Genomic DNA, 21,975 nt, shown 5'->3' on the forward strand with positions numbered 1-21,975 from the left:
GGGAATGAGATCACCCCTACTCCTCGTGAGGGAGCGTTTGTGCCGCGGCCTGCAGGGGCAATGGGCGGGCATGGTCGGTGAGCAGGGCACGGAGGGGAACCTGGCGCCCTACGCCGCCGGGCTGCGGACCCCGGCGCGGGAGTACGACGACATCACGCTGCCCGTCGAGGGCACGCTGCCGCCCTGGCTGTCGGGGACACTGCTGCGCAACGGACCCGCCTGCTTCGAGGTCGGCGACCGCTCGTTCCGGCACTGGTTCGACGGCCAGGCGATGATCCACCGCTTCCACGTGGACGGCGGTGGAGGCGCGGACGGAGGCGCCGACGGGGGCGAGAGCGCCGCCGGAGTGTCGTACTCGAACCGCTATCTCGCCACCCCGGCCCGTACCGCCTCACTCGCCAACGGCCGTATCTCGTACGGGGAGTTCGCGACGGACCCGTGCCGCTCGATCTTCCAGCGGCTGTTCACGCTCTTCACCCCGCCGCCGGCCTCGGGCAACACCAACGTGAACATAGTCCGGTTCGGCGAGCGGACCCTGGCGCTGACGGAGACACCGCTGCCGGTCGAGTTCGACCCCGACACGCTGGAGACCCTGGGCGTCCGGGGTTACGAGGACCACCTCCGCAACACCCCGGTCACCACGGCCCACCCTCATCTGGAGCCGGGCGCGGGCCACTTGGTCAACTACTCGATCCGCTTCGGCCGCGCCTCCCGCTACTTGATCCACCGTCAGCGCACCGATTCCGCCGCACTGCGTGAGGTCGTGGCGGAGAAACAGGTCACCCACCCCTCGTACATGCACAGCTTCGCGATCACTCCGTCGTACGCCGTGCTCGTCGAATTCCCGTACCGCGTCAACCCGTTGGCACTGCTGCTGAGCGGCCGTCCGTTCATCGAGAACTACCGCTGGCAGCCCGACGACCCCACCCGGATCACCCTCCTCTCCCTCACCGACGGCAGCGTGGCCGGGGAGTTCGAGGCACCGGCGATGTTCGCGTTCCACCACATCAACGCGTACGAGGAGGAGGCGGAGGGCTCCGAGGGCGGTGCCGGCGGCGCGGTCGTCCTCGACCTCTGCGCCTATCCCGACCCCGAGATCGTCCAGGCCCTCTACCTGGACCGGCTCCGCGCGGGCGGCCCGGTCCCGCGGGCCCTGCCGACCCGTCTGCGCGTGGACCGCCGGACCGGCGAGGTGACGGTCACCCGGCTCTCCGACGAGCCCCTCGAACTCCCCCGCATCGACTACCGCCGCCACAACGGCCGGCCGTACCGGTACACGTACGGAGTGGGCGCACGGGACATCGAGGGCGGTGACTTCTTCGACCAGCTGGTCAAACTGGACGTGAGCTCCGGCGAGACGCTCACCTGGCACGAGCCGGGCGGCTATCCCGGGGAGCCGGTGTTCGTGGCGGCACCGAGGGACACCGAGGCGGCTGTCGGCGAGGCCGGCGCCGAGGACAGCGGCGTGATCCTGTCCGTCGTCCTGGATTCCGCCGCGCAGTCCTCGTATCTCCTGGTCCTGGACGCGGCGACCTTCACGGAACTGGCCCGCGCCCGGGTCCCGCAACCGGTCCCCTTCGGCTTCCACGGCGTCTTCACCCGCTCTTAGCGGCGCGCCGTCGCCCGGCGGGCGCACACTGGAGGACGACCAGGAGGAGAGCCATGCGCATTCCCCTACGCCTCCCTCGCCCACCCTCCCCATCTGTCCCGGCGGGTCCGCCCCGGTCCGCGCAGGTGCGGGCGCTGGTCGCCGTGCTGGACGACGCGGTCGCGGCGCAGCGCCCGGCCGACGAGGCGGTGGCCGCGTGCGGCGAGCCCGGGCCCGTCTCCCGCCAGACCGCGCGGGAGTGCGGCCTGCAGAGCATCGCCCTGCACCGCCTGCGCACCCGGCTGCAGGACCTCCGGCTCACCGACCCGGACCTGGTACTGGCCCAGGCCCAGGCGGCCCGGCTGCTCTCCTACGGCCTGTGGATGCTGCGCGAATCCCTGGACCTCGCCTTCACGGCCCACCGCGACGCCCGCACCGAGGCGGCCCGACTGCGCCTCAACGGGCTGGGCCGGCGCGCGGACGATCTGCGGCGACTGCGGGACGGTCTGCGGGCCGAGGTCCGCTGAGAGCGACGGGCCATACGCGGGTGGTCCCGCGGGTCAGTCCTTGTAGTCGGGGGCGACCCGCTCGACGAGTCGGAGCAGTGCCGACCAGGCGAGGTCGTACGCCTTGTCGTCCTGGAGGTCCGAACTGTCGTCCTCGCCCGCGAGTTGGCGTGCAGTGAGCGCGCGGACGTCGGCGTCCGGGACGACGAGCTTGGCGCCCCCGGCGGTGGCCGCGGTCTGGATCTCGCAGGCCTTGTCCAGGTAGTACATGCGCAGGAAGGCCTGGGCGGGGGTCTCGCCGACGGTGAGCAGGCCGTGGTTGCGCAGGATCATCGCGGGGTGCGGGCCGAGGTCGGCGACCAGGCGCCGCTGTTCGGCGAGGTTGAGGGCGACGCCTTCGTAGTCGTGGTAGCCGAGCCGGCCGTAGAACTCCATGGAGATCTGGTTGAGCGGGAGCAGCCCCTCCTCCTGGGCGGCGACGGCGCAGCCGGCCCTGGTGTGGGTGTGCAGGACGCAGTGCGCGTCGGCGCGGGCGGCGTGGACGGCACTGTGGATGACGAAGCCGGCGGGGTTGACCGGGTGGGGGGAGTCCTCGACGGGGTGCCCCGACAGGTCGATCTTGACGAGGTTGGACGCGGTGATCTCCTCGAAGAGCAGGCCGTAGGGGTTGATCAGGAAGTGGTGCTCCGGGCCGGGGAGGCGAGCGGAGATGTGCGTGAAGATCAGGTCGGTCATCCTGAAGTGCGCCACGAGCCGGTAGACGGCGGCGAGTTCACGGCGCAGCCGGAGCTCTTCGGAGGAGACAGCGGTGGCGGACATGGCGGCCATGGGGACCTTTCGACGGGATACGGCACGTGCGGGTGCGGGTGGGAGGGTTCCGGTACGGCGGGGTCAGGCCACGCTCCACTCCGGTGCGGCGAGTCAGGCCACGCTCAACTCCGGTGCGGCAGGCGCCGGTTCGCCTGCCAGCCGGCGGTGCCAGGCCTGGACGACGGAGGCTTCGGTCGGCTTGGTGAGGAGGCTGACGGCCACGTAGGAGACCAGGCCGGCCAACAGGCCGTAGTAGATCGGCTCGTTGGCGAGGAGTCCGTCGGTCACCATGAGGACGATCACCGTGGTGCCGCCCGCGATCATCGAGGCCATGGCGCCGGGCAGGTTGCCGCGCTTCCAGACGAGGCCACCGAGGATAGGCACGAGCAGGCCGCCGACCAGCAGGTTGTAGGCGACGGTGAGGGCTTCGATGACGTCGTCCAGGGCACAGGCGATGCCCATGGCGGCGACTCCGAGGACGACGATGGCGAGCCGGTTGGAGGCGATCTCGTCGCCGTCCCGCGGGGTGGTGCGAGGGCGCAGGCGTGCCCAGATGTCGTTGTTGGCGACGGTCGCGGAGGCGATCAGGGCGCCGCTCGCGGTGGACATCATCGCGGAGAGGGCCGCGGCGAGGACCAGGCCCCGGACGCCGGTGGGCAGGGCGTGCCGGACGATCGTCGCGAAGGCGTCGTCGGCGCTGGCGAGTTGGGGGTAGAGGGCCTTGGTCGCCATGCCGATGACGGCGCCGGCGAGGGCGTAGACCAGGCAGTAGACGCCGGCGACGGTGCCGCCCCAGGAGGCGACCTTGTCGGAGCGGGCGGTGAAGACCCGCTGCCAGATGTCCTGTCCGATGAGCATGCCAAAGGTGTAGATCAGCACGAAGGTGAGGATGGTCTGGCCGCCGATGGAGGTCAACGAGAAGTAGCCGTCCGGCAGTTCGTCGGCCAGGGCACCGAAGCCGCCGGCCTTCACCACGGCGATGGGCAGCAGCAGGACGAGCACGCCGAGGCTCTTGACCACGAACTGCACCATGTCCGTGAGGGTGATGGACCACATCCCGCCGAGCGCCGAGTAGCCGACGACGATCGAGCCGCCGATCACCACCGCGACCCAGCGCGGCACGTCGAACAGGACGTCGAAGACACTGGCGTAGGCGATCGTGGAGGTCACGGCGAGCATGAGGGTGTAGATCCACATCACGATGCCGGAGATCACGGCGGCGGTGTCGCCGTAGCGCAGGGAGAGCATCTCGGCGACGGTGTACACCTTCAGGCGGGCGATGCGGGCCGAGAAGAAGATGCTCAGCGCGAGCAGTCCGAGGCCGATGGCGAAGACCATGGCGGCGCCGGAGATGCCGTAGGTGTAGCCGAGGCGTACGCCGCCGATGGTGGAGGCGCCGCCGAGGACGACGGCGGCCATCGTGCCGGTGTAGAGGAGCGGCCCGAGCCGCCGCCCGGCGACGAGGAAGTCGCTCTTGGACGCGGCGCGTTTCTTGCCCCACCAGCCGACGCCGATGATGCCCAGCAGGTAAATGGCCATGACGAAGTAGTCGACGGTCATGTGAGTGCTCCGGGATAGAGGGGGAGTGCCCTGGAAGTGGGATGACGCTATCGGCGTTCGCGCTGGCGCCGTAGTGGCGGTTCTGTCCAATATGGAGTCGCCCATTGGATGATTCCGGCAGTCCCGCAGGACGTCGTCGGGTCGGAAGGACGCCCCCTCATGACCGACTCCGAGCAGCCCTCCGTACCCCTGAGCGTGCTGCTCGCCGACCCCGCGCTGGCCCTGCGCCAGGTCGCGGGCCCGGTCGGCGACCAGCGGGTCAGCACGGTCGGCACCACGGAGATCGAGGACCCGACCCCGTATCTGGTGGGCGGCGAGCTGCTCCTCACCGCGGGCGTACGGCTGCCGCTCGACGCGGAGGGCATCGACACGTACGTCCGGCAGGTCGTCGCCGCCGGGGTCAGCGCGCTCGGCTTCGGTGTCGCCCCGGTGCACGAGGAGGTACCGCCGGAGCTGGTCGCCGCCTGCGACCGCCACGGGCTCCCGCTCCTACGGCTGCCGCCGGCGACCCCGTTCGTGGCGGTGGGGCAGGCCGCGTACGCGGCGATCGCCGAGGCCCGCAACCGCGAACTGCGCGAGATCTCCCGGGCTCGGTCGGCGCTGGCCACGGCCGCCGCCCGGCCGGACGCGCTCCAGGCGGTGCTGGCCCAGCTCAGTGCGTACACCGGTGCCTGGGCGGTCCTCTACGACGCCCAGGGCAACGAGCTCTTCAACGCCGGCCCGCGCCCCGACTCCCCCACCCCGGACCGCGTACGGGACCTCGTCCTGCGCACCACCGCGCGAACCCGTACGAGCGCCGCCGCCCGAGCCCGCACCGGCCCAGCCGTCCGCTCCGAGAAGAGCCCGGCCACCCGTTCCGCACCGACCGCGGCGGCCGATCACCAGGGCGGCACGCACCTGACCGTCCACACCCTGCCGGCAGCCGACGGCGCCACCACGACGCTCGCCCTCGGCCAGGCCGCCACCACGCCCCCGACCCTGGTCCACCGCCAGATCACCAGCACGGCGACCGTCCTGCTGGCCCTGCTCACCAGCCCTCGGCACGCCCTGGGCACCGACACCCACAGCGCCGGCGCCCTGGTACGCCTGATGCTCGGGGCCAGCCCGGCCGACGTGGCCCCCGCGCTCACGACGGCAGCCGGACACCACTGGATCGTGGTCCACGGTCGGCACACCCCCGCACGCTCCGCACCGGCCCCACACCCGGGCGACGACCCGGCCCAACTCGCCACCCTGGGCACGGCTTTGGGCACGCCGTATCTGTACGTCGACGGCTCCGAGCTGAAAGCCCTGATCCCCGGGACGCCGGACGCCCGCCCCGAAGTACCCGCACAGGCCGCCGACTTGGGCTGGGCGCTCGGTTTCAGCGCGCCCGCGCCGGCCGCGGATCTGCCGCACGCCGACCGGCAGGCGGGCCGCGCCCTCCAGCGCGCGATCGCCGCCCAACTGCCCGCCGTCGTCCACACCGAGGACCCGCTCACCGTCCACGGGCTCGTGCCGCCCGCCGACGCCCGGGATCTGGCCCGCACCCGCTTCGCCCCGCTCGACGAGGCCGGCCCGCCGGGCGCCCCGGTCCTCCTCGACACGCTGCGCACCTGGCTGACCCTGCACGGCAGTTGGGACCGCACCGCGGCGGCCCTGCACGTCCACCGCAACACCGTGCGCCACCGCCTGGCCCGCGTCGCCGAGCTCCTGGACGTCGACCTTCAGGATCCCGGCGTACGGATGGAACTGTGGTTCGCCCTGGACTGGTACGGAAGTTGACGCTCCGTCAGTCGAGGTGTCTCGGCGCGCTCAGAGGTAGGAGACGCCGGTCAGTTCCTGCGCCGCCGTCCACAGCCGTCGGCCGGTGCCGGGGTCGGCGGCCTCGGTGGTGGGGCGGACCTCCGTCACCCGCCGACCGCGCACCTCTTTGAAGCCGGAAGGGGCGAAGAACTGCCCGCCGTTCACACCGGGGGCCGTCGCGGCGTGCAGCTGGGGCAGGGCGCCCTGCCCGGTCGACGACTGGAGAGGCAGCCGGATCGCGCGGCCGATGAGACGCTCGAACAGGGGGCGGTCCTTGTCGGCCTTCGGGTTGAGATTGCTGATGGTGATGCCGGGGTGGGCGACGACACTGAGGACGGGGGAACCGGTGAGGCGCAGCCGGCGGTCGAGTTCGAGGCCGAAGACGGTCTTGGCGAGCTTGGAGCGGTTGTAGGCGCGAGCGGCGTCGTAGTCCTGCCGCGACATGAGGTCGTCGAGGTCGAGGCGGTCGTTCTTGTACGTGATCGAGCTGACGTTGACCACGCGCGGGGCGGCGGCACGGGCGAGGGAGCCGTGCAGCAGGCCGGTGAGGGCGAAGTGGCCGAGCAGATGCGTGCCCATGTGCAGCTCGAACCCGTCGGCGGTCGTGCGGGCCGGACCGAGCTTCATCAGGCCGGCGTTGTTGATCAGCAGGTCGATCGCCGGGAAGTCGGCGGCCAGCCCCTTCGCGCAGGCCTGGACCGACGCGAGCGAGGCCAGATCCAGCTCGCGCACCTCCGGGTCGGCCCCCGGTGCCGCCTCGCGGATCGCGCCGAGCGCCCGCTCACCGGCCGCGGTGTCGCGTACGGCGAGGACGACCTTGGCCCCGTGCCGGGCGAGCTCGGTCGCCGTGACCAGCCCGAGCCCGGAGTTCGCCCCGGTCACGACGGCGACGGTGCCGTGCTGGTCGGGGAGGTGACGGGTGTTCCGGGCGGCGGCCATGGCGGTGCTCCTGCGAGGTTTCGGGGATCGTCCGGCAGCCAAAGGTAGGGAGGCGCGGCCGCGGTTCCCTCGTACCCGCCTGCCTGGGAATGGCAGACCTACCTTGGTGCGCCGGCCGGCGTGCACACTGGCGGCATGGCGACCGATCATCCCTACGCACGCGAGCTGGGTGACTTCCTGCGCGCCCGGCGGGCCCGGCTGCGCCCGCAGGACGTCGGTCTGGAGCCCGGTGGGCGGCGCAAGGTGACCGGGCTGCGCCGGGAGGAGATCGCCCTGCTGGCCGGGCTCAGCACGGACTACTACCAGCGGATGGAGCAGGGCCGCGACGTACGGCCCTCCGACGACGCCCTGGACGGCCTGGCCACCGCCCTGCACCTGGACGGCGACGAACGCCGGCACCTGTTCGACCTGGCCCGCTCGGCCCGCCTGCCGGCACGCGCGCGCCCGCGCCGGGCCGCCGAGCGCGTACCGGAGAGCACCCGGCGTCTGCTGCACGTCATGGGCACTCCCGGTCTGGTGCTCGGCCGGCACCTCGACATCCTGGCCTGGAACCCGCTCGCGGAGGCCCTGCTGGGTGATCCCGCCGAGGTGCCCGGGGCGGAGCGCAACCTGCTGGTCGCCCTCTTCCGGGAGGACGAGGACACCCTCCTGTGCCCGGACCGGGAGAGCATGGCCCGCCAGTGCGTCGGCATGCTGCGCGCGGCCGTCGCCGACGACCCGGACCATCCGCGCGCCACGGCGCTGGTCGGCGAACTGAGCATCCACAGCGCGGAGTTCCGCCGGCTGTGGGCACGGCACGACGTGCGGGAGGCCGTCCACGGCACCAAGTTGTTCCAGCACCCCGAGGTCGGCGGGATCACCCTCGACTGGGACACGTACCCACTGCCCGGCAGCCCCGGCCCCGTCCTCATGGTCTTCACCGCCGAGCCGGGTGGCCCGGACGCCGAACGCCTCCAACTCCTCGCGTCCCTACGGGCGTCCCGAGCCCGCGAGGAGCACCGGTACCGGGACGAGCACGAGCCGGACGGTCAACCCGCCGCCCGCTGAAGCCCGTTGAGGATCAGCTCAAGGCCGAACTCGAACTCGTCGCTGTAGTCGTACCCGGGCCGCATGACGTGAGCGGTCGCGATCTCGGTCAGGTACGGATACTCACCGTCACCGAACCCGCTCATGATGGACTCCGCCAACTCGGCGGTCTCGTCCGGGGATTCGAAGGGCAGCGCCTTCTCCTGGAGGGCGAACCCGTAGATGTAGCTGTCGAGCACCGAGATTGCGTGCGCGGTCATGGGCAGGGAGAGCCCGCCCTGCCGCAGACACCCGAGCACGGCGTCGTGGTGACGCAGGGTGGCGGGCCCGGGCCGGGACCGTGACTCCATCAACCCGATCGCCCAGCGGTGACCGGACAGCACCCGGCGCATGGAGGCCGCCCGCTGCCGCATCGCCTCTCGCCAGTCCTCGCCGGGCGCGGGCAGTTCGACCTCACCGAAGACCAGGTCGACCATGCCGTCGAGCAGGTCCTCCTTGCCGCCCACGTGGTTGTAGAGGGACATCGCTTCGACCCCGACGGCCTCACCGAGCTTGCGCATGGAGAGCGTCTCCAGGCCTCCACTGTCGGCGAGTTCGACGGCGGCACGCAGCACGCGCTGCCGGGTGAGCGGCTCGCGGGGCGACTGCGGGTCGGCGGTACGTCGGGCCATACGACCGTTCTCTCCCTCTCTCATGCTCTCCGAGCCCTCTCTCCTGGTCTCCGAGCATTGACGACCTTACGCCGTAAGTGCTGTACTTACGGCGTAAGTAAATACTTACACCGTAAGTGATCGCACCTGCGGAACCGGAACCGGGAGCAGCGACGATGCCGAACACGAGCGAGCCGACCACAACGGCCAAGGGCGCCGGCGGGACGATGACAGCCGTCGTACAGGAGCGGTACGGCGCCGCCCCGGAAGCCGTGCTGCACACCGCCCGCCTCTCCCGCCCCACCGTCAGCCCGGAAGAGGTGCTGGTCCGGGTGCGCGCCTCCAGCGTGGACCGGGGAACCTGGCACCTGATGGCCGGCCTGCCGTACCCGGTCCGAGCCGTGAGCGGCCTGCGCGCGCCGAAGCTCCCCAACCCCGGCCGCTGCGTCGCCGGTGTCGTCGAGAAGGTCGGCTCCGCCGTGACCGGTTTCTCCCCCGGCGACGAGGTCTACGGCACGGCAGCCGCCGCGTTCGCCGAGTACGCCACCGCCCGACCCGACAGGATCGCGCCCAAGCCGCCCGGGCTCACCTTCGAGGAGGCGGCGACGGTCCCCGTCAGCGCGCTCACCTCATTGCAGGCGGTCCGCGACCAGGCCAAGGTCCAGGAGGGCCAGCAGGTCCTGATCACGGGAGCCGCGGGCGGCGTGGGCACGTTCGCGGTCCAGCTCGCCCACGCCTTCGGCGCGAAGGTCACGGCGGTGGCGAGCACGCAAAAGCTGGACGCCGTACGGGCGTTGGGCGCCGACCACGTGATCGACTACACCCGCGAGGACTTCCTCGCAGGCCCGCGCCGCTACGACGCGATCATCGACATCGCGGGCAACCGCACCCTGCGCGACCTGCGCCGCGCCCTCACCCCGCGCGGCAGACTGATCATCACGGGCGGCGAGACGACCGGCAGATGGCTCGGCGGCACGGACCGCCAACTCCGGGCCCAACTGCTCTCCCCGTTCACGGCCCACCACCTGGGCACCTTCATCGCGTCCGAACACGCCGACGGGCTCCGGGACTTGACCACCCTCATCGAGACGGGGAGCCTCCGCCCGGTCGTGGACCACGTCTATCCCCTGGCGGAGACATCCGCGGCCGTCCGCCATCTCCTGGACGGCCGTGTGACGGGGAAGCTGGCGCTGATGGTGTCCGCCGGGTGACGAGGCCTCAGGCCACACCACCAGCCGCTCCGGCGAACCTCGGAAACAACCTGAGCGCGTTCTCGCGTTCCACGCCCCGGAGTTCGTCCGCGGTGAAGCCGTCGAAGCCGGTGAGATTCTCGATGTTGCGCACGACCGTGGGTTCCGGAGCCGCGGGCCAGTCGGTGCCGAACAGAACGTGGTCGGCCGAGGTCACTTCGAGCGTCGGCAGCAGGGAGTTGCGGCTTCCGGCCAGCGCGGTCTCGTAATAGAGCCCCCGCAACACCTCGGCCACGTGCGCCGGATCGATGTCCGCGTCCTCGGGCCCCCGCCCCATGACGGTGTGCTCACCGATCCGCCACCCCAGCGTGGGCAGCGCCCCGCCGCAGTGCGCCAGGATCAGCCGCAGTCCGGGATACCGCTGGAAGACGCCGGTGTACAGCGCGTTGGTGATGGTGCGCGCGGTGTCGAAGGGGAACTCGACGATGGAGCTCGGCCGGCCGAAGCCGAGGACGTCGATGTGCGGGCAGTCCTCGGGGTGGACGAAGACCGGGACTTCGCGCCGCGCCAGCTCCGCCAGTACGGGTTCGAGGGACGGGTCGCCGAAGTAGCGCCCCAGCACGTTCGAGGTCAGCACCACTCCGTCGAGCCCCAACTCGTCCAAGGCGTACGTGACTTCCGCCAGCGCCTCCTCGGGACCGTCCGCCGGAAGCGTCGCGAAGGCGCCGAAGCGGCCGGGGTGTTTCACGATCAGCTCGGCGTGCCCTTCGTTGATCAGCCGGGCCAGACGCGTCCCGAACTCCGGGTCGTCGTCCGCCCCCGCGAACGACATCGGCAGGGACATGAGCTGGGCGGCGATCCCCTGCCGGTCCATGTAGGCGAGGGCGGCCTCAGGAGTCCACCGCACCGAGATGCGGTACCCCCCGGTCGGCCGGAAGCCCCGGCCCGCGATCGCCATCATCGCGTCGTCCGACACGCCATGAGTGTGTACGTCGATCCGTTGACCAGGCACGACGGTGCTCCTCTGCTCGGTGGTGTGCCGTCGACCCTAAGCAGCAAGATGTCACTCGTCAATTTATTCACCCACATGGACAGCCGTATGAGATCCACGCAGCCACACTCAACGCTGATTAAATTGACGCTCGACATTTTAATGGCTACGGTCGAGGCATGCAGATAGGTGATGTGACAGTCGAACCCCTCACCGACGGCGTCATACCGATGCCGCCGAACCTGCTCTATCCGGACGTTCCGTTGTCCGTCTGGCAGGCCCTGCCCGGCGTCCTCGACCAGCACGGGATGCTTCAGATCCCGTTCGGCGGATTCCTGGCCACGGACGGGCGGGGACACCGGGTCGTCTTCGACCTGGGCGGCGGGCTCGCCCCGCAACTGCTGCCCGACGGCGAACTGCCCCCGGTGTGCGAACTCCTCCCGGAGCGGCTGGAGAAGCTGGACTGCCCGCTCGGCACGGTGACGGATGTCGTCCTCAGCCATCTGCACATCGACCACGTGGGCTGGGCGTCCACGGCCGGCGTGCCCACGTTTCCGCAGGCCAGGCACCACATCCATGCCGCCGACTGGAAGCACTTCGTGGACGGCGAGGCCGACGACGCCGTGCGCGGCAAGGTCGCTCCGCTGCGGGACACGGCCGTGCTGTGGGAGGGCGATGCCGTCTCGCCGTACGACTGGCTGCGTCTCCTTCACGCACCGGGCCACACGCCGGGCGCGTCCGTCGCACTGATCGAGTCACGGGGACAGAGCCTCGCCCTGGTCGGTGACCTCTTCCACCACCCGGAGGCGCTGGATCACCCCGACTGGCGGTGCGGCTTCGACTGGGACGCACCGGCCGCGGCGGCCACCCGGGCCCTCTGGCTGAAGACCCTGCGGGCCACCGACACACCGCTCGTCGGCCCGCACTTCCCCGGGCTCCAACCGGTCACGCTCCGATGAATCCGCCGCCTCCTCCGAAGGGCTTGCCATGAACAGTGTGAAAGCGGCGGTGTGCCGGCCGGACAGCGACGACCCCTTCGTTCTGGAGGAGTTGAGCGTCGGCGACCCCCGTCCGGACGAGGTGCTGGTCCGCTTCACCGCGGCCGGGCTCTGCCATACGGATCTGGAGGTGGCGGCCGGTCGTATGCCCACGCCTCTCCCGGTCGTCGCCGGGCATGAAGGAGCCGGTGTGGTCGAGGCCGTCGGCGCTGCCGTCACCGGGTTCCGGCCCGGCGACCGTGTCGTGGCCGGCTTCAGCTTCTGCGGGACCTGCCGGAACTGTCTGAGCGGGCGGCCCGCGTACTGCCCCCTCCACTTCCCGCTGAACTTCGGTGCCCAGCGTGCCGACGGCTCGGTCGGACTGCACGACGCCTCGGGCGAGCCCGTGCACGACCACTTCTTCGGCCAGTCGTCCTTCGCGGGGTCCGGGCTGTGCCGCCCCAGCAGCCTCGTCAGGGTCGGTGGGACGGACGTACCCGATCACGTGCTCGCACCCCTCGGCTGCGGTGTCATCACCGGCGCCGGCGCGGTCTGGAACCTGCTGAAGGTCGAGCCGGGCAGCACGGTGGCCGTCTTCGGCGCGGGAGCCGTCGGGCTGAGCGCGGTCATGGCGGCAGCGGCAGCGGGCGCCGCGCGGATCATCGTGACCGATCGGCACTCCGCACGGCTCGATCTCGCCGCCCACCTGGGCGCGACCGACGTGCTCGACGCGACGGACGGCCACATCGTCGAGCGGGTACGGGAGTTGACCGGCGGACCGGGCGTCGACTTCAGCGTGGAGTCCAGTGGCGTACCCGCGGTGATGTCGCAGGCCGTGGCCGCGCTCGCCCCGCTGGGAAGTGCCGCGATCCTCGGGGTCGCCCCGGACGCGGAGCTGCGGACCAGCGCGTTCGCGCTCCTCGAAGGCCGGACCGTGACCGGCTCCATCGTCGGGCATCAGGCCCCGGCCGTACTCGTTCCCCGCGTCCTCGACCTCCACGGCAAGGGCCGCTTCCCGCTGGAGGCCATGATCCGCACCTACGCGCTGGACGACATCAACAAGGCGGTGGACGAGGTGCGTTCGGGCGCGGCCGTCAAGGCCGTCCTCGTCCACTGAGCCACCAACTCTCCGACGGGAGCCGCCCATTCCTGTACGAGCCGCCAACTCCCCTATCAGGCAAGGACGAAAGACAATGTCAGGGATTCGTCTGTCCGAAGTCGTGCTGCGGACGACCGACTACGACCGCCTCTGTGACTTCTACTCACTGCTGCTCGGTCAGCCGCGCAGTGTGGAGATGACACCGCCCCCGTCCGACGACCCGGACGAGCCGTCGCGCATCTGCTTCTTCGACTTCTACTTCGAGCACCCCTACACCGAGCGCATCGCCGTCTTCGAATGCGCGGACCTCGGACCGGGCAGGTCCTCGCGCGGACTCCACCACTTCCAGCTGCGGACACCGAGCGCCGACGCCCTGCTGGATCTCTACAGCACCCTGAAGTCGGCCGGCTTCCTTCCGGTCGAGGCGTCCAACCACGGCCCGGGCACCAGCTTCTACTACCTCGACCCGGACGGGAACCGAGTCGAGTTGTCGTCCCTCAACTTCTCCTCGCGCCAGGAGATGCGGGACTTCATGGCGACCGAGGACTTCAAGAGCAACCCGAACGGCTTCCCGCTCGACCCCGAGCGTCTGATCGAGGGCCGCGAGGCCGGCCGGGACCTGAGCGCCTTGGTCTGGGAACGATGAGACTCGCCTCGGCGCCGGGCCCCACCGGCGACCTCCCGGACGACGCGACGTACGACGTGGTGGTCGTCGGCGGCGGCCCGGTGGGCCTTGCCACCGCCATCGAACTGGGCTCGCGCCGGCTGTCCGTGCTCCTCGTCGAGCGTGCGGACGGCGTGGTGCGCTACCCGACGGCGGAGTCCGTCGACACCGCGTCCATGGAGCTGCTGCGCCGCTGGGGCATCGCCGACGCCGTGCTCCACAGCGGTTTCCCCGCCGACACACCGCGGGACATCTCCTTCGTCTCCCGCATGACCACGTACGAACTCGCCCGCTTCCCCCGCCCCTGCAACGCGGACCGGCACGCCACCACGCACGGGCTGAGCCCCGAAGGGGGTGTGTGGTGGCCGAAGTTCTGGTTCGACCTCGCGCTGCGGGAACGCGCCGCCGCCGAGACGACGGTCGACCTGCGCTACGAGTGGACGTGCGAGGGGTTCGACGACGGCACGCACGGCGTCACCGTCCGGCTCGTCTCACCGACGTACGGCCGCAGGACGGTACGGGCGCGCTATCTGGTGGCGTGCGACGGCGCGGCCTCGCCGGTCCGCAAGGCCCTGGGCATCGAGTCACTGCGGGACTCGGCCGAGGTCCGAGCCCGCTGGCAGGGAGCCTTCGTACGGCTCCCCGGGCTGCGCGACCGCATCCCGCACGCACCCGCCGTGCAGTACTACCTGGTCAACCCCCGCCGCATGATTCTGGGTTCGCTCGACGACGCCGACCTGTGGCGCGTCACCTATCCGCTGACGGACGGCGAATCGCCCGCCGCCGCCGAGGTGCGGGCCACGATCGCCGACGCGCTGGACTGCCCGGTCGAGGAGGTCGAGGTGCACGACGCCCGGGAGTGGAGCGGCGACGCGGTGGTCGCCGAGTCCTTCCGGTCGGGCCATGTGCTGCTGGCGGGCGATTCCGCGCACCGCATGTGGCCCTCGGGCGGGCACGGCATGAACACCGGCCTCGGCGATGTGGCGAACCTCGGCTGGAAGCTGGAGGGCGTGCTGCGGGGCTGGGCGCCGGACGCGCTGCTCGACACGTACACGGCGGAGCGCCGCCCGCACGCCGAGCGCATGGTCCGCCGCGCCTGGCACAACTACCGCGCGGACAACGCGATCCTGCCCGACCCGGCATTGGACGACCCGGACCGGAAGGAGGCGCGCGACCTGGTCGCCGAGCGGATCGTGGCGACCCGCCGGACCGAGTGGCGCTCCCTCGGCGCCCAACTCGGCCTGCGCTACCCGCAGTCACCGCTCATCGTCTCCGACGGCACCCCGGAGCCGCCCGCCGACGCGGAGGAGTACGTGCCCACCGCACGCCCAGGGCATCGCGCCCCGCATGTCGAACTGGCCGACGGAAGCTCCGTACTCGATCGCTTCGGCGCGCGCTTCACGCTGCTGAACTTCGCCCCGGCCGTGGACAGCGGAGACCTGGCCCGAGCCTTCCGAACCCGGGAGATCCCCGTCGGCGAGGAGTGGATCGGCGCGGACGGCGCCCGCGAGACCTACGGGTGCGCCATCGCGCTCGTACGCCCCGACGGCATCGTCGCCTGGCGCGGTGACGCCTGCCCCGCGGACCCCGACGCGCTGGTGGACCAGGTCACCGGCCGGTCGGCCGGGTACCGCGACGCCCGGGAACCCACGGGCTGAGGAACGGAGAACATCATGCTGCTCGCACAGACCGGCGAGGGCATCGCACGGGTCGGCCCCGACGACAGGCTGCAACTCCTCGACGCGCCGGGCCGATCGCTGGAGGACTTCATCGTCGAAGGCCGGCTCGCCGAACTCGCGGGCCTGCGGCCCGGCAAGGAGATCGGCCCGGAGCACGCCACCTTCGCACCCCCGGTGCGGCGTCCGGGCAAGATCGTCGTCATCGGCCTCAACTACCGTGACCACGCGGCCGAGACGGACAGCCCGCTGCCCGCCCGCCCCCGCTTCCATCTGATCCCCGGTTCCGCCGTCACCGCCCCTGGCGCCGTCGTCCACCTGCCGGAATCCGCGCCCGAACGGGTCGACTACGAGGGCGAGTTGGCCGTCGTGATCGGACGCACCGGCCGTGACATCCCCGAGGTGGACGCCTGGGACTTCGTCGCGGGCGGGACCGTGGCCGACGATCTCTCGGCGCGTGACGTCCAGTTCGGTGAGAACCCGCTGCTGCCGATGGCCAACCCGGCCCTCGCCAAGGGCTTCGACGGCTTCAAGCCGCTCGGACCCGCCCTGCTCACCGCCGACGAACTGCGCCTGCACGACGCGCTCGACCTCACCACCGAGGTCAATGGTGACGTGCGCCAGCGCTCCTCGACGGCCGAGCTCATCTTCCCCGTCCCCCAACTCATCGCGTACGTCAGCTCGTTCCTGACCCTGGAGGCCGGTGACGTGATCCTCACCGGGACGCCGGGCGGGGCGGGCGTCGCGGACGGGCGGTTCCTGGCGGCGGGCGACGAGGTGTCGGTGACGCTCGCCTGCATCGGGAGGCTGACCACCCGGATCGCCCCTCCGCGCACCGGAGTTCGTCAGGAGGAGCGGGCATGACGAGCGACGGATGCCTGCTGTGCCGACGGGCCGTCGTGCTCGCCGACTCGGACCCCGGCTGGCTGCTGCGCACCGGGCACTGGGGAGTGTCCATGCACCCGGCGATGCCCACACCGGGCTGGGTCGCGATCCAGACACTGCGGCACACCGAGGGACTGGCCGGTCTGAACGACGCCGAGGCCGGTGAACTCGGCCCGCTCCTGGCCCGGTTGAGCGCGGCCGTGACGCACGTGACCGGCTCGGCGCGGGTCTACACCTACTCCCTCGGCGAGAACAGCCCCCACACCCACGTCCTGCTGGGCCCGCCCCGAAAAGGCCTGCGCGGTGCGGCCTTCATCGCCGGGCTGATGCACCGCGACCCGTCCCTGGCGGACGAAGCGGCGGCCCTGCACGTCGCCCGAGACCTGGCGGGCGCACTGACCGCCGGACACACCCCGACCATCTGAAAGCGGTGAGACCAATGACGCAGTCGACGACGCGGCCGACCGAAGTGGCGATCCCCACGATCTTCACGTACTTCGAGACGGCGGCGAGCCCCCAGGGCCAGGCACTCAAGGCGCGACTCGAGCGCTACGCCAAGTGCCGGCTCGACGTCCCCGAGGACCTGGCGAAGGCCTTCGGCCGGGCCATGAACACCGGGGACCGGCTGGGCGACGCCTACATCGACGCGTGCTTCGCCTCGCCCAAGGGCAGGTCCCGCGCCCGCAAGGACGTCGAACTGGCGCTGCACGGCGGCATCAAGAGCGTCAGCGACCCCTCTCCGGAACTGGTGGCGCTCTTCGACCAGATCACCACCGACCCCGAGTGGGTGGACTGGGCGAAGGTCGAGCACGGCGCGGAGGTGTTCCGGCGGTACAAGGAGCTGTACCCGTTCTTCGGAATGTCCACGTTCAACGCGTACGGCCTGGAGACCGTCGCCAAGCCGCTCGCGCTGACCGGCGCCTACACCGGCGGTTCGGCGTTCGGCCGGTTCGTGGAGACCTCCCGGCTGTGGACCGACACCACCGAGCCCGGGGCCCTGCGGCCCGGTGCCGTGGGACGCCGCTCGGCGGTGTTCGTGCGCGTCCTGCACTCGATTATCCGGCACACCCTGCTGCCGCACCCCGAGTGGGACCGGGACCGACTGGGCATGCCCATCAGCCAGTTCGCGCAGACCGGGACGCTGCTGCTGAGCTCGTTCGCGCCCGGGATGCAGCTGAAGCTGCTCGGCTACCGCCCCACCGACGCCGACGTCGAGGCGATGATGCACCACTGGCGGTATGTCGGACATCTCATGGGCGTCGAGGCGCCGTGGTATCCGGAGACGGTCGCCGAGGGTTTCCTGGCCAATCTGCTGCTCGGCCTTTCGGAACAGCCGAAGATCGACGACGACTCCCGCGAACTGTGCCGGTCGTTCATGGACACCTATCTTCCGCCGGAGGACGCGAAGGGAATTCGCCAGGTCTACGGAAAACTGCGCTACAAGGCACAGCTCGGGCACGCCCGTTTCTATCTGGGCGAGGAGAGTTATGGATGGACGGGCCTGCCGAATCCCGGCCTGTGGCGTTTCGCTCCGCTCGCCCGCGTTCCCGGAAACCTGACGCGTGAGACCCTGCGCCGGAATGTCCCAGGCGTGGCCGGATGGATCGACCAGATCAACCGGCGCGATCGGCACGCGTTCCTCAATACCAACCTCGACGGCGGCGAAGCGAAGTTCAAGCCCGTCGACAAGCTCACCCGGTAAAGGAAAAACCGCCCTGTCCACCCTCCCCTCCCGTCCTCTCCTCCGCCCCCATGGAGGGAAGGACGGGCCGCTAAGCTGGCCCCATGCCTGACACTCCGCCCCGCGTCACCCGCCCCCGAGGACGCCCGCCCAAGGACGCGCAGCTCGCCCCGACCGACCAGGTCATGGCCGCCGCGATCGAGGCCTTCTCGGTGCATGGATACAACGGAGTGTCGCTGCGGACGGTAAATGACGAACTGGGTGTCAGCCGCAACCTGCTCTACCAGCGCTTCGGCTCGAAGGCGAAACTGTGGCAGGCGTCCGTCGACTGGGCCTTCGGCCCCCTCGTGGATTTCCTGGTGACCTCGGACGATGAATCGGCCGACCCGATGATCCGGCTGAGAATGCTGATCCGGAACTTCATCGAGTACTCGGCGACACGCCCTTATCTGGCTCGCCTTGTCACACTTGAGGGCGCGGCCGCGACGGACCGCCTCGAATACCTCTACCGCAACTACATCGAGCCGATAAGAGCACGCTACATTCCTGTGTTCGACCTGCTGCACGAACAAGGCAGAATCAAAAGAATCCCCTACGAGACCTTCTACTTCCTGCTCACCTCGGGCGGCTCCGCCCTCTACGGCCAGATCGCACTCGCGTCGATGATGAACCCGGACCTGACATCGACAGAGGAGACCCGCGTCCGCCTCTACGCGGAGAACGTGGCCGAGGTACTCCTCAGCGGGCTGTCACTGTCCAACTGACGGGGCACCGCGAAACAGGTGCCACAGCGCGGAGGCGTCCAGCAGACAGGTGATCACTCGGAGGCCGTGCGCCGGGCAGGTACGCCGCCGAAGTTCTGGAACAGGTCGGCCAGGAAAGCCTTTCCGTGCTGTCAGTGGTCTCTGTTAGCTTCGGGCGCTCGTGTGATCCACGAGCGTCAAACACTCACAGGGGAGGGCCACTTGACCAGGTTCACAAGGGCAGGCAGACGCAGACGCACGGTGGTGGGGAGCTGTACGGCGGCGCTGTTGGCGACGGCTGCCGGGACGGCGTACGCGGTGGCCAATCTGCCGCCGAATCAGCCGCTTGTCCAAGACCTCCAGTCGGGGAGCAAGGCATGCGCGACCGGTGACGACACGCCATACGTTTCGACGCCGCCCAGACTCAGTGCGGTGCTGTACGACCCGGAGGAGGACAACCAGCCCTCCGAATTCAGCCCGGTCAGTGGCGAGTTCGAAGCCTGGTGGACGGACGCTGCCGGAGTGAAACAGCAGCGTACCTACACCACCATCACTCTTTCCTCAGGTTCGCGCCTGTACTGGACGATGCCGAACGACATCCCGGCGAACACTGTCGTCTCCTGGCATGTCCGCGCGAACGACGGCAAGGCGACCTCCGCGTGGAGCGACGCGGGCGACGGCTCGGTCTGCTCGTTCGTGTACGACGACGTGAGCCCGGAGAAGGCGACGATCACCTCTCCCGAATACCCCAACCCGGAGGACGTGTTCTGGGTGGACGGAGTGGGCGTCTACGGCCACTTCACCATGGACTCGCCTTCCGACGACGTGGTGTCGTACACGTACGGCTTCGTGGGCGGCCCTTACGGCACCGTCTCCGCGGAGCGGCCGGGCGCGGCCGTGACCATTCCGTACCTGCCCCTCTCCAAGGGACCCAACTCGCTGACGGTCCACGCGATCGACCGGTCGGGCCGAAGCAGCGGGGAGTCGCATTACGACTTCAACGTGAAGGCCGGCCGTGCTCCCGTCGCCCGCTGGAAGCTGGACGACCCGGCGGACTCCGGCTCGGCCGGCGCCGAGACCGGCACCCCCGCCCGTGCCGGGACCGGCGTGACCTTCGGCGGCCCTGCGCCCACAGGCACCACGGCCACCGCCACGGTCGGCCTCGACGGCAGCGGCCACGGCTTTCTCACCCCGGACGCCCCGGCGACCGACATCCGTAAGACCTTCGCGGTGAGCGCGTGGGTACGGCCCGCCGAAACCGACCGGAGCATGACCGTCGTCAGCCAGGATGCCGACGGGGCGCCCGGCTTCGACCTCGGGCTGCGCCACCAGGACTCCGGGCCCGCCTGGTCGTTCGCGATCGGCGGCGCGCAGGTGTCCGGCGGCGCTCCCGAGACCGGCGAGTGGGCCCATCTGCTGGGGCTGTACGACGCCGAGACCGGAAAGGCGCGGCTGTACGTCAACGGCCACGAGGCCGGGACCGCGGCCGACGCGACTCCCGGCGAGGCGGCCGGCGCTCTCCAGATCGGGCGCGCCCTCGGTGCTGCCGGCTATGGGGACCAGTGGCACGGGGACGTCGGTGACGTACAGGTTCACGACCGGGTCGTGGTACCGGACGAGATAGCCGAACTGGCCTACCGCAAGCCGAAGTTGCTCGGCCACTGGTCGCTGGAGAACGCGACGGACGGTGCGAGCCCCGAGCAGTCGGACGGCGCGCCGCTGCGGCTCGGCGCGGGGGCTTCGATCTACCGGGGCTCCGACAGTTCCTGTATCCCGGACATCGACCCGGACTGCACCTACGTGCCCCCGCCACTCGTCGGTGACGGGCATCTGTTGCTGGACGGCGAGAGCGGGTACGCCGCTCCCGACGGACCCGTCGTGGACACCGGGGACAGCTTCACTCTCGGCGTCGTCGTACGTCTCACGGACTCCGAGCCCGCCCACCCGATGACCGTGCTCTCGCAGTCAGGCGAGCACACCGATGCCTTCAAGGTGCGCTACGAGCCGTCCACGTACACCTGGCAACTGGTGATGCCGGAGAAGGACGAGGCCGGAGCCCCCGAGAAGGTGGTGTCCCAGATCGTGGGCGCGGACGGAGGCGAGGGCCAAGGCCATCGCCTCGCCGTGGTCTACGACGACGCCACCGACACGATCAAGCTCTACCTCGACGGCTACACCAACGCCCAGGCGACCGCGAGACTCCCCGACGGCTGGCACAGCACCGGTGCCCTTCAGATCGGCCGAGCCAGGTCCGACGACGGCTGGGGCGAGTACCTGCATGGCGACGTGGACGAGGTACAGGCCTACTCCGGCGCGCTGAGGGACCGCGACGTCCTGGGCCTGGGACGGGGTACGGATCCTTGTCTGTGCTGAGACGTCATCCGCTTGTCGATCACGGGGCCGGCTTGATCGAACAGGCTTCCTGATCGGGTGATCGCGCGAGGGCCGATGCACGCCAGCAGGGCCTCTTGGTGGTTCGGGGTTGCGAACCAACCCGATCACCAGGAGGCCCTGTTGCCGCAGTCTTTCGCATCCGCGTGTGTGGAGTCCGACCCGGCGTCCCTGTCATGTGAGTGCCTCGCGCACAGGTTCGGCAACGCGGCGGACGGGCCGGACCGCATCCCGAGGGCTCGACACGACGGAGGCGGACTGGCGGATGGTGCGGCCGTTGCCGCCGATTCCGGCCTGACTACGGCCCTCAGGCCAGCAGGTCCGCACGACCGACCTCAAGCAATAGAGCCCGCCCCATACCGACGAGCACCGAGCTTCTGGCCGACGAGCAGAGGATTCCGGCCCGTGGACCAAGGCCCTGAAACCGCAGCCCAGATGAGACGTTTCCGCAAAGCAGAGGGGTGCATGGTGGGGCGGGTGGGACTCGAACCCACGGCCGGCGGATTATGAGTCCGCTGCTCTAACCGGCTGAGCTACCGCCCCATAGCGGCGTGTCGCGCACACGTGTACGCACCGTCTGCCGCAGCATAGCCGCTCATACGATCTCCTGCTTCGGATGGTCGACTTCGCCTGCCCTTGAGGACTCCGCTGTGACCTGCACGGTTCCTGCGGACATGAAAAAGGACCCCATCGGGGTCCTCGTCCACGCGGCTTCCTGCTGGCTCTCCCGACTGGACTCGAACCAGTAACCTGCCGGTTAACAGCCGGCTGCTCTGCCAATTGAGCTACGGAAGATCGAAGCTCCCCCGACTGG

The 21,975-nt window shown here is 70.5% G+C and carries 19 protein-coding genes and 2 tRNA genes; 14 read left to right on the forward strand and 7 right to left on the reverse strand.

Translation table 11 applies throughout. From position 1 onward, the window contains the following. Positions 1-70 precede the first annotated feature (70 nt). Complete coding sequence (locus tag ACWDR3_RS13145) at positions 71-1,609, forward strand: carotenoid oxygenase family protein (RefSeq protein ID WP_450352571.1); 1,539 nt, start codon at positions 71-73, stop codon at positions 1,607-1,609. A gap of 53 nt (positions 1,610-1,662) precedes the next feature. Beyond that, entirely contained in the window at positions 1,663-2,115 is a 453-nt protein-coding gene (locus ACWDR3_RS13150; protein WP_450352572.1) for a hypothetical protein, read from the forward strand. Positions 2,116-2,148: 33 nt separating this feature from the next. On the opposite strand, the gene ACWDR3_RS13155 is transcribed toward ACWDR3_RS13150, so the two are convergent. Together ACWDR3_RS13155 and ACWDR3_RS13160 are read right to left on the reverse strand one after the other, a co-directional pair. Beyond that, on the reverse strand, positions 2,149-2,913 hold the full coding sequence (locus tag ACWDR3_RS13155; RefSeq protein WP_450352573.1) for a class II aldolase/adducin family protein: 765 nt from the start codon (positions 2,911-2,913) through the stop codon (positions 2,149-2,151). A 102-nt stretch (positions 2,914-3,015) separates the two neighbouring features. Beyond that, positions 3,016-4,464, reverse strand: coding sequence for a sodium:solute symporter (locus ACWDR3_RS13160; RefSeq protein WP_450352574.1), 1,449 nt, complete (start codon positions 4,462-4,464; stop codon positions 3,016-3,018). Positions 4,465-4,623: 159 nt separating this feature from the next. Here ACWDR3_RS13160 and ACWDR3_RS13165 point away from each other — a divergent pair, with 159 nt between their 5' ends. Continuing rightward, positions 4,624-6,228, forward strand: a complete 1,605-nt coding sequence (locus tag ACWDR3_RS13165) for a PucR family transcriptional regulator ligand-binding domain-containing protein (protein ID WP_450352575.1) — start codon at positions 4,624-4,626, stop codon at positions 6,226-6,228. A 30-nt stretch (positions 6,229-6,258) separates the two neighbouring features. Here the strand turns inward: ACWDR3_RS13165 and ACWDR3_RS13170 are convergent, their stop codons facing one another. After that, positions 6,259-7,188, reverse strand: coding sequence for an oxidoreductase (locus tag ACWDR3_RS13170; RefSeq protein ID WP_450352576.1), 930 nt, complete (start codon positions 7,186-7,188; stop codon positions 6,259-6,261). A 135-nt stretch (positions 7,189-7,323) separates the two neighbouring features. On the opposite strand from ACWDR3_RS13170, the gene ACWDR3_RS13175 reads away from it, so the two are divergent. Further along, a complete protein-coding gene (locus tag ACWDR3_RS13175; protein ID WP_450352577.1) occupies positions 7,324-8,235 on the forward strand; it encodes a helix-turn-helix transcriptional regulator in 912 nt (303 codons plus the stop codon). On the opposite strand, the gene ACWDR3_RS13180 is transcribed toward ACWDR3_RS13175, so the two are convergent. Continuing rightward, positions 8,217-8,885 (reverse strand): TetR/AcrR family transcriptional regulator, encoded by a 669-nt coding sequence (locus tag ACWDR3_RS13180; protein ID WP_450352579.1) that lies wholly within the window; start codon positions 8,883-8,885, stop codon positions 8,217-8,219. The two genes, ACWDR3_RS13175 and ACWDR3_RS13180, sit on opposite strands and share 19 nt — an antisense overlap. Before the next feature lie 155 nt (positions 8,886-9,040). Here ACWDR3_RS13180 and ACWDR3_RS13185 point away from each other — a divergent pair, with 155 nt between their 5' ends. Next, on the forward strand, positions 9,041-10,075 hold the full coding sequence (locus ACWDR3_RS13185; protein WP_450352580.1) for an NAD(P)-dependent alcohol dehydrogenase: 1,035 nt from the start codon (positions 9,041-9,043) through the stop codon (positions 10,073-10,075). Between the two features lie 7 nt (positions 10,076-10,082). Here ACWDR3_RS13185 and ACWDR3_RS13190 read toward each other — a convergent pair whose 3' ends face one another. Further along, positions 10,083-11,066 carry an amidohydrolase family protein gene (locus tag ACWDR3_RS13190; RefSeq protein ID WP_450352581.1) on the reverse strand — a complete coding sequence of 328 codons (984 nt, stop codon included), beginning with the start codon at positions 11,064-11,066 and terminating at the stop codon, positions 10,083-10,085. A gap of 158 nt (positions 11,067-11,224) precedes the next feature. On the opposite strand from ACWDR3_RS13190, the gene ACWDR3_RS13195 reads away from it, so the two are divergent. From ACWDR3_RS13195 to ACWDR3_RS13235, 9 genes are all read left to right on the forward strand, one after another. Further along, positions 11,225-12,004, forward strand: coding sequence for an MBL fold metallo-hydrolase (locus ACWDR3_RS13195; RefSeq protein WP_450352582.1), 780 nt, complete (start codon positions 11,225-11,227; stop codon positions 12,002-12,004). A gap of 28 nt (positions 12,005-12,032) precedes the next feature. Continuing rightward, entirely contained in the window at positions 12,033-13,139 is a 1,107-nt protein-coding gene (locus ACWDR3_RS13200; RefSeq protein ID WP_450352583.1) for an NAD(P)-dependent alcohol dehydrogenase, read from the forward strand. Between the two features lie 76 nt (positions 13,140-13,215). Beyond that, complete coding sequence (locus ACWDR3_RS13205) at positions 13,216-13,767, forward strand: VOC family protein (protein ID WP_450352584.1); 552 nt, start codon at positions 13,216-13,218, stop codon at positions 13,765-13,767. Continuing rightward, positions 13,764-15,443, forward strand: coding sequence for an FAD-dependent monooxygenase (locus ACWDR3_RS13210; protein WP_450352585.1), 1,680 nt, complete (start codon positions 13,764-13,766; stop codon positions 15,441-15,443). The genes ACWDR3_RS13205 and ACWDR3_RS13210 overlap by 4 nt, the downstream gene beginning before the upstream one ends. Positions 15,444-15,458: 15 nt before the next feature. Beyond that, complete coding sequence (locus ACWDR3_RS13215) at positions 15,459-16,325, forward strand: fumarylacetoacetate hydrolase family protein (RefSeq protein WP_450352586.1); 867 nt, start codon at positions 15,459-15,461, stop codon at positions 16,323-16,325. Then, a complete protein-coding gene (locus tag ACWDR3_RS13220; RefSeq protein ID WP_450352587.1) occupies positions 16,322-16,771 on the forward strand; it encodes a hypothetical protein in 450 nt (149 codons plus the stop codon). Before ACWDR3_RS13215 ends, ACWDR3_RS13220 begins: the two co-directional genes overlap by 4 nt. 14 nt (positions 16,772-16,785) lie before the next feature. Next, complete coding sequence (locus tag ACWDR3_RS13225) at positions 16,786-18,048, forward strand: oxygenase MpaB family protein (protein ID WP_450352588.1); 1,263 nt, start codon at positions 16,786-16,788, stop codon at positions 18,046-18,048. Positions 18,049-18,131: 83 nt separating this feature from the next. Then, positions 18,132-18,791: a TetR/AcrR family transcriptional regulator gene (locus tag ACWDR3_RS13230; RefSeq protein ID WP_450352589.1), complete on the forward strand. Its 660-nt coding sequence runs from the start codon at positions 18,132-18,134 to the stop codon at positions 18,789-18,791. 240 nt (positions 18,792-19,031) lie between these two features. After that, positions 19,032-21,143, forward strand: coding sequence for a LamG domain-containing protein (locus ACWDR3_RS13235; RefSeq protein ID WP_450352594.1), 2,112 nt, complete (start codon positions 19,032-19,034; stop codon positions 21,141-21,143). 484 nt (positions 21,144-21,627) lie between these two features. Here ACWDR3_RS13235 and ACWDR3_RS13240 read toward each other — a convergent pair. Continuing rightward, a tRNA-Ile gene (locus tag ACWDR3_RS13240) sits at positions 21,628-21,704 on the reverse strand. A 176-nt stretch (positions 21,705-21,880) separates the two neighbouring features. Continuing rightward, positions 21,881-21,956: transfer RNA gene (locus ACWDR3_RS13245), tRNA-Asn, on the reverse strand. Between the last annotated feature and the right edge of the window lie 19 nt (positions 21,957-21,975).

The sequence above is a fragment of the Streptomyces sp. NPDC001002 genome (assembly GCF_053599215.1).